The sequence below is a fragment of the Streptomyces milbemycinicus genome (genome assembly GCF_002154605.1).
Taxonomy (GTDB): Bacteria; Actinomycetota; Actinomycetes; order Streptomycetales; family Streptomycetaceae; genus Streptomyces; species Streptomyces milbemycinicus.
In genome coordinates this window covers 1-6,968 of record NZ_MUNE01001016.1, presented here as the reverse complement: position 1 = coordinate 6,968, position 6,968 = coordinate 1, and the positions used below count along the sequence as shown (strand labels likewise).

The 6,968-nt window shown below is 72.1% G+C and carries 7 protein-coding genes and 1 pseudogene; all 8 read right to left on the bottom strand.

Going from position 1 to position 6,968, the window contains the following annotated elements:
* Nucleotides 1–228: pseudogene (locus CCN51_RS56780) on the bottom strand (zinc ribbon domain-containing protein); the annotation flags it as partial.
* Complete coding sequence (locus CCN51_RS50495; protein WP_014181547.1) at nt 225–785, bottom strand: phage tail protein; 561 nt, start codon at nt 783–785, stop codon at nt 225–227. The gene CCN51_RS50495 and the pseudogene CCN51_RS56780, both read right to left, overlap by 4 nt.
* Nucleotides 786–2,789 (bottom strand): putative baseplate assembly protein, encoded by a 2,004-nt coding sequence (locus CCN51_RS50490; protein ID WP_014181548.1) that lies wholly within the window; start codon nt 2,787–2,789, stop codon nt 786–788.
* A 16-nt stretch (nt 2,790–2,805) separates the two neighbouring features.
* Nucleotides 2,806–3,213 (bottom strand): GPW/gp25 family protein, encoded by a 408-nt coding sequence (locus CCN51_RS50485; protein WP_014181549.1) that lies wholly within the window; start codon nt 3,211–3,213, stop codon nt 2,806–2,808.
* Nucleotides 3,214–3,219: 6 nt separating this feature from the next.
* Nucleotides 3,220–3,495 carry a PAAR domain-containing protein gene (locus CCN51_RS50480; protein ID WP_014181550.1) on the bottom strand — a complete coding sequence of 92 codons (276 nt, stop codon included), beginning with the start codon at nt 3,493–3,495 and terminating at the stop codon, nt 3,220–3,222.
* Between the two features lie 77 nt (nt 3,496–3,572).
* Nucleotides 3,573–5,513 (bottom strand): VgrG-related protein, encoded by a 1,941-nt coding sequence (locus CCN51_RS50475; protein ID WP_014181551.1) that lies wholly within the window; start codon nt 5,511–5,513, stop codon nt 3,573–3,575.
* A gap of 7 nt (nt 5,514–5,520) precedes the next feature.
* Nucleotides 5,521–6,348, bottom strand: coding sequence for a CIS tube protein (locus tag CCN51_RS50470; protein WP_055414061.1), 828 nt, complete (start codon nt 6,346–6,348; stop codon nt 5,521–5,523).
* A complete protein-coding gene (locus CCN51_RS50465; protein ID WP_014181553.1) occupies nt 6,345–6,782 on the bottom strand; it encodes a phage tail protein in 438 nt (145 codons plus the stop codon). Before CCN51_RS50465 ends, CCN51_RS50470 begins: the two co-directional genes overlap by 4 nt.
* Nucleotides 6,783–6,968: the final 186 nt, after the last annotated feature.

Sequence of the window (6,968 nt, the reverse complement as noted above, 5' to 3'; positions counted from 1 at the left end):
CACCGGCGGCGTGGCGGGGGTCGCCGGGGTGGCCGGAGCGGTCGAGGACTCCGGACGTTGGTGGTCCGGGCCCGCGTCGGGCGGGCCGTCCAGCGGATCTCCGGGCCGTCGAGGGGCAGCGGTCGGCTCCGGCGCCGCCCCCTCCCGCTCCCACTCCAAGAACGACTGGCACGAGGCACAGAACTGCGCCCCCGCCGCATTGCGATGTCCGCACTCGGGGCAGATCATGACGGCCCCGCCCCCTCCGTCGCGGCCACGATCTCCACCCGGTACGGAACGTGCGCCGGAACCTCCGCCGCGACCAGCTTCTCCACCCGCGTCCGGTCGAACTGCTCCGGATCGGGCACCCGCAGCCGTACCGTCACCCACGGCCGGGCCGAACCGGGCAGCGCCGCCCCGGGCTCGGAGGACCACGATGTGCCGCCGCTCTCACTGATCTCCGGCTCGATACCGGTCTCCACCCGCACCGCCGCCGCCAGCCCCTGCCGGGTGCCCCGCTGACGGTGGCGGGTCACGGCGGTGGCCACCACCGCCCGCCGCTGATTGACCGGTCGGTCCTGGTCCACCTCCACCGCCACCCACTGCGCCAGCCAGGCCAGCAGGTCCTCGGGGGCGGTGCGCGGATGCAGATGCGCGGGCAGGTTGTCGAGCGTGAGCAGCACCGGTGCCAGCACCTCGTCCAGAGCGCTCAGGAAGCGTTCGAGGAACTCCTCGCCGTGATAGACCGCCGGCAGCTGGTGGAGCAGGGGGTGGGCGGTGGGCAGCCCGGGAAGTGGTCCGCGCACTCAGGCCTCCCGTACCCGGAGCTGGTGTTCATAGCTGAACACCAGCGCGTGTCCGTCGAGTTCGATCTTGTTGGTCGCCTCGCCGCGCTGTCCCGTCACCGGGTCCGCCGGGAACAGCCGTACGTCCTCGACCAGATCCACCCCGGGCACCTGCTGGAGCACCGCGAACACCTCACCGGAGTGGACCGGCCGCCCGAACGGCCAGCCCTGTCCGTCCGGGCCGCCGGTTAGCGGGTTGAAGTAGCCGTACAGCGCGGTCAGGGCCTTGTCGCGGAGCCGGTCGGCGGCTGTCCCGCGGCTGGGCGATACGGTGGCGACCACCGTGACGCCCTGGTAGTAGGGCGGTTCGACGGACAGCTGGGCCCCGATCGGGCGCCGCTCCTCCAGATGGTCGGCCAGCCTGGCCAGGGTGGCCGGCGGTGGGATCAGGTCCTCGAACCGGATCCGGCCCTGCTCGTCGTCGCGGCCCGTCGGCACCACCAGCAGCCGCACCCCGCCCGTCTGCGCCCCGCCCGTCTGCGCCCCGTCCGTCCGCGCCCCGTCCGTGCCGCCCTCGGCCCGGTACTCGCCCGCCGGTACGCAGGCCACCCGGGCCGCGTCCGGCGCGAACTCGCGGGCCAGTTGCTCGTAGTCGTGCGGTACCACGGCCCGGTGCAGGGTGCGCAGTGTCATCGGCCCGCGCACCCGGGCGTCCTCGACGGTCTCGCCGTCCACCCCGCCCAGCGCCGGCCGCCGGTTCGCCACCCGCGCCACGTACGGCAGTGAGCTGCGCAGCACCCGCAGCGCACCGCGCGACACATTGCCGCGCCGCCCGCCGCCGGTGCGGTAGGCGCGTACCCGTACCGGACACCCCTTGGGCGGCACCGCGCCGAACAGCCGCAGGGTGCCATCGGCCTCCCGGACCGCCGGGCCGAAGTCCACCTGGCCGGAGTTGGGGTCCACGGTGATGTGCCGGTCGTACGGGGTGGAGTGCGCGAAACTGTCCACCCGGGTCCACTCCAGCCAGCCGGGGCCCTCCGCCACCTCGACCACGAACGGCTCCTCGCCCGCCACCACGGGCGGCCGGGCGACCTGGAAACTCTGCCCCGGCACCCCCTCGGACAGCCCGAGGACTTCCTCCACGACCTTCTCGGAGTGCTCGGCTTCCACCGTGCCGCCGATGGTGAACGCGCCGGCCTGACGTACCGTCGGGGATGCCACATATGTGGGCTGGTCCGGCGCGGCCTGCAGCAGCCGGCAGCGCAGCCAGCCCGCGGACTGCCGTACCAGCACCGAGCCGGTGTGGGTGGCGGGCACATGCAGGATGACCTCCCCCGCCTTGTTGAACCCGCCGGTGTCGTCCTTCTCCACCTCGCATGCCACCCAGGCGTTGCCGTCCCACGCCTCCCACAGCAGCGGCGGGCGGCGCGGGTCGACGCCCACCCCGTCCACCCGGCAGTCAAGACGCAGCACCACCGCGCAGCCGGGCACCGGATCGGACAGCCCGATGTAGAGGCTGTCCCCTGGAACGGGGGTCGGGCCGAAGCACGGTACGTCACGGCCCAGCGCCAGCTCCTCCGAGCGGTCGGCGGCGTTGCCGGAGGCCGGCCAGGTGGCGAGGTGGGTCAGCGCGCACGGCACCACCGAAAGGTCCCGGCTGGTGGTGAAGACCACCGCCTCCTCGGTTTCGGTGCGCACCGTGGCGATCTCCGTACCGGCCCTGATGCGCACCGGTTCCGGCTGCGGGGCGGAGAGCCAGAAGGTGGCGTCGGTGTGCGCCGCGGTCGGTGGATACAGCCGCACTCCGATCAGGTCGAGGAAGGCCAGGTAGTTCTTGTCCGGCACCCGGTTCAGCCGGTAGACGAGCTGGTCGACCATGGTGGCGAACGCCTCGATCAGGGTGACGCCGGGATCGGAGACGTTGTGGTCGGTCCACTCCGGGCAGCGCTGCTGCACCAGCCGCTTGGCCTCGTCCACCAGGCTCTGGAAGCGCCGGTCGTCCAGGTTCGGGGTGGGGAGCGTCATGTGCCCTCCTCGCTGGTCATGCGCGCTCCTCGGTGTGCGGGATCACGTAGAACGGGAACACGAGGTTGCGGGGGTCGTTGGCGCCGCGCACCGCGTAGCTGATGTCGATGTACAGCACTCCCTGGTCCGCCTCGTCGAACCGGACGGCGACCTCGGCCACTTCGATGCGCGGCTCCCACCGCTCCAGGGCCAGCCGCACCTCGTAGGCCAGCTGTCCGGCCGTACCGGCGTCGGCGGGCGCGAACACGTAGTCGCCCAGGGCGCAGCCGAACTCCGGCCGCATCGGCCGTTCGCCGGGGGAGGTGGCGAGGATCAGCCGGATCGACTCCTCGAGCTCCCGCTCGTCGCGGACCAGCGCGATGCTGCCGGTGGCGTCCGTACGGGGCGGGAACGCCCAGCCCGCGCCGATGAACTGCTGGCCCATGCCCGGTCACCCGCCGATCTGTACGCTCGGGCACCCGGCGGTGATGGGCGAGCCGCAGCCCGCCGTATCGCCCACGCGGGCCGCGGGCTGTCCGCCGATCAGGACGGTGGCGCTGCCGGGCGGCGCGATCTGGGACGGCGGATGGGCGGCGGGCGCACTGCACTGGTGGGGGGTGCCCACGGTGGCCGCGGGCCGGCCGCCGATGAGCACGGTGGGCTCGCCGGGCGGGCCGACCACGCCGGGGTGGCCGGTGGGATCGCCGACGCGTGCGGCTGCTGGCATGTGTGGTGCCCCCTGACTGTGCTGGTCGGTCCGTTCCGGTGGGCTGGTGTGCCGTGTCCTGTTGCTCTTCCGGGTGGTCAGTTGATCCGTACCAGGGGCGCGTTGACGGAGAGGGAGTTGCCGCCCTTGATCTCGGTGCGGTTGGTGCTGCCCACCGCGACTTGGGCGCCCTGCACCTCCACCGTGCCGCCGGTGGACAGCTTCACCTGGCCGCTGCCGCCGTCCACCGCCACTCCGTTGCGGGCCGTCAGCTTCACCGAGTCGCCGCCCAGCTCGAGCGGGCCCTTGCCGGCCTCCAGGGTCACCCCGCTGCCCGCCTTGATGGAGACCTGCTCCTTGGCCTCGATCTCGACCTTGCCGTCGCTGTGCACCACGATGGTGGTGCCCTGGCGATCGAGATTGATCTTGAGTTTTCCGTCGCCGGTGACCAGCCGCACCCCCTGCGGGCCGTTCGCGGCGTCGAGCAGTTCCAGTTTGTTGCCGCCGCGCGAGCCGAAGGCGCGTTTGTTGACCGCCCCGCTGGTGGGGTCGACCGCCTCCGCGTCCTGTCCGCCCCCCTGGCCCTGGCCCTGGCCCTGTGCCTGGCCGGGGCCGAGACCTTGCGGCCGGCCTGGGCCTCCCTGCCCCCCTTGCCCCGGCTTGTCCTTGCCGTTGTACAGACCGGCGAGCACATACGGCCGGTCCAGATGCCCCTGCTCGAACCCGACCAGCACCTCGTCGCCCACCTCGGGGATGAACGCCTCGCCGCCCGCCGTCCCGCCCGCCTGTGCGGTCCGCGCCCAGTCGCTGGCGTATTCGTCCGACAGCCACGGAAAACGCACCTTGACCCGGCCCAGACCCTCCGGGTCCTTGGTGTCGGTGACCGTGCCATTGGCCAGCCCCGAACACCGCGCACCGGTGTCCGTACCCCCGCCGGAGCCGCCGCCCGTCAGCCCGAACAGCGAGCGCTCCTGCTGCCCGGAGACCGTCACCCAGGTCTCGTAACCGCGCACCGGGTCGAAGACATGCCGCGAGGAGGTGACCGTATAGCGGCCCTCGAAGGGTTTGCCCACCCCGGCCAGCGTGACCGCGCCGCCCGCCCGTACCTCCGGATTGCCCCGGATCACCGCCTCCAGCTCGGCGAACGACCCCGCGATACGCGCCGCCAGCGCCTTGGCCGCCTGGTCCACCTGGGCCTGGCTGCCGTACGGGGCGTCGGAGACCACGAAACTCGCCTCGCCGAAGGGCTGTGCCACCTCCGCCGCCGTCAGGCCCAGGTCCAGTGTCGCCGCCTTACCCGCGTCGGCCCGCCCCACCAGCGGCTCTTTGGCCCGTACGTCCCAGCCACGCACCTCCACCGCCGACACCTGCTCGGCGGCGGACACTCCGGCCCGGCAGCGCAGCAGATTGTCGCCCATCTCCAGCACCAGCGGCTCGCGGGCGGCGCGCGCCGACACATCCGGGGCGCCACCCGCCTCGGTCGGCTTGGCGATGTGCAACTGGCCTTCCGTCACATATGCCTGCGCGCCCGCCTCCTCGGCCAGCGCGCGGATGAACTCCCAGTCGCTGATGTTCGGCTGCGCCACGTGTTCCAGCACCGGGCCCGCGACATCCATCTTTCCCGGGCGCAGCCCGGCCCGCCGGGCGACGCTGGTGCAGATGTCGGACAGCGTCATGTTCTGGTAGCTCGCGACCCGGCGGCCCCGGAAGAGGCGGTGCGACTCGTCCAGGCCACGGACCACGGTGAAGGTGCCGGTGTCGTCGATCTCCACCTCCAGCGCGGTGACGTTTCCCGACAGCAGCGGGCGCGGCGACGGACCGCCGCCCGCGCCGGCCAGCAGCCGTACCTCGGTGCCGATGGTCAGCCCCGCCTGCTCGAGCAGCACCCGGCTGGGGTCGCGGAAGCGGAGCACGAACAGATCGGGCAGGGTGCGGCTGTCGTCCACGTACCCCTCGACGAGGGTGTTGGCGAGGGCGGGCGGGAGTGGACGGCCGCCGAACTCCACGACCAGGGACTTCGCCACACTCTGATTGACCATGCCGACCTCACCGTCGCCTGTCGTGGCCGGCGCTCCGGCCCTGCTCCTGGGCGGTGGCTTCAAGACGCTCCAGCTCATCGAGGGCGGGAAGCAGCAGCTCACGGCCGTTGGCCAGGCGCATCGGATCGTCGATCCCGTTCGCCTCCGCGATCACCCGCCAGGCGGCCGGATCGCCGTACTCCCGCCAGGCCAGCAGCGGCAGCGTGTCACCGGCGCGCACCCGGTGAACACGGCGGGCGTGCAGGGCGCCCGACGTCGGGTTCTGGCCCGGGGTGTCCCCGGTGATCTCCTCCATCGTCACCTGGCACACCGCCCGGATCGGCACACCGGAGGTGGTGAACAGGGTGTACTTCGCCTGCACTTGGCTCACATAGCCGGGAAACCCGGTCAGCCCGCCCCAGTGGAACACCACCCACGGTGGCGAGGAGCGCTGCTGCTGCCGGGTCTCATTGGTCGGTACGCAGCAGGTGAACAACTGCTCCACGGAGGTCACGACGCTGGTGTCCTGGGTGTCGCTCGCGTCGAAGAACATCTCGACCGTCAGCTTGCTGGGCTGCGGCCCCTGGTACTCCGGCGGCCCGGCGCTCTTCGCGCCCTTGGCGGGAGTGCGTTTCCACGCCGCGGCCTTGGTCAGGCTCAGCTCTTTGGGGTTGAACTGGAAGTCGATACGTCCGCAGGGGCCGCCCGGGGTCAGCCCGCCGCCGGGTGGCGGGGTGCGCAACTCCAGATACGCGTGCTCCAGCTTGGGCCGAGTCCCGCCGCCCCCTTTGGCCCCTTTGGCCCCTTTGGCTGCGGCGGCCCCGCCCGCCGCGCTGAATGCCACGGGTGAACTCATGACTCCGGCTCCATGACATAGCCGTGGTGCGCGATCTCAATGGTCTCGATCGCCACCTTGGGGGACTCCGGGTTGAACGAGGGCCCGGTCCAGCGCACCGGCACGACCTCCAGCAGCCCCCATTGGGCCACCTTGCGGCCGTCGCCCGTACGCGCCTCGATATGCGCGGTCCTGCGGCGGATGCCGGTGGTCATGCTCGCGAACCACTTGGCCACCTTCTCGGTGTCGCGGGTCAGCGGCCGGGACAGCTTGATGTTGGGGTATTTGAGGCGGGTCGGCAGCTGCCAGAGGTGGGTGTTGTTGCCGCCCTCCTCGCGCTGTTCCAGCACCACTTCACAGCCCAGGCCCTCGCAGGTGTTGAACGAGCCGAGCTCGATACCGTCGACAGTGACGACGAAGCAGACGCTGACCGCCGGGTCATCGGTAACGGCCACGCCGTCTCCCTTCTCTCCGCACTTGTCAGTGCCTGGTGTTGATCAGAAAACCGGCTCGCTCGCGCTCCAGCCGCAGCTCCGCCTTGAGCAGTCGGCTCAGCGGCGCGTACAGCGCCCGGACCAGCTCGTCGTCCACCTTCGGCGGCCCGCCTTTGCCCTCGCTGGTGGTGGGAGGTGGGGGAGCGG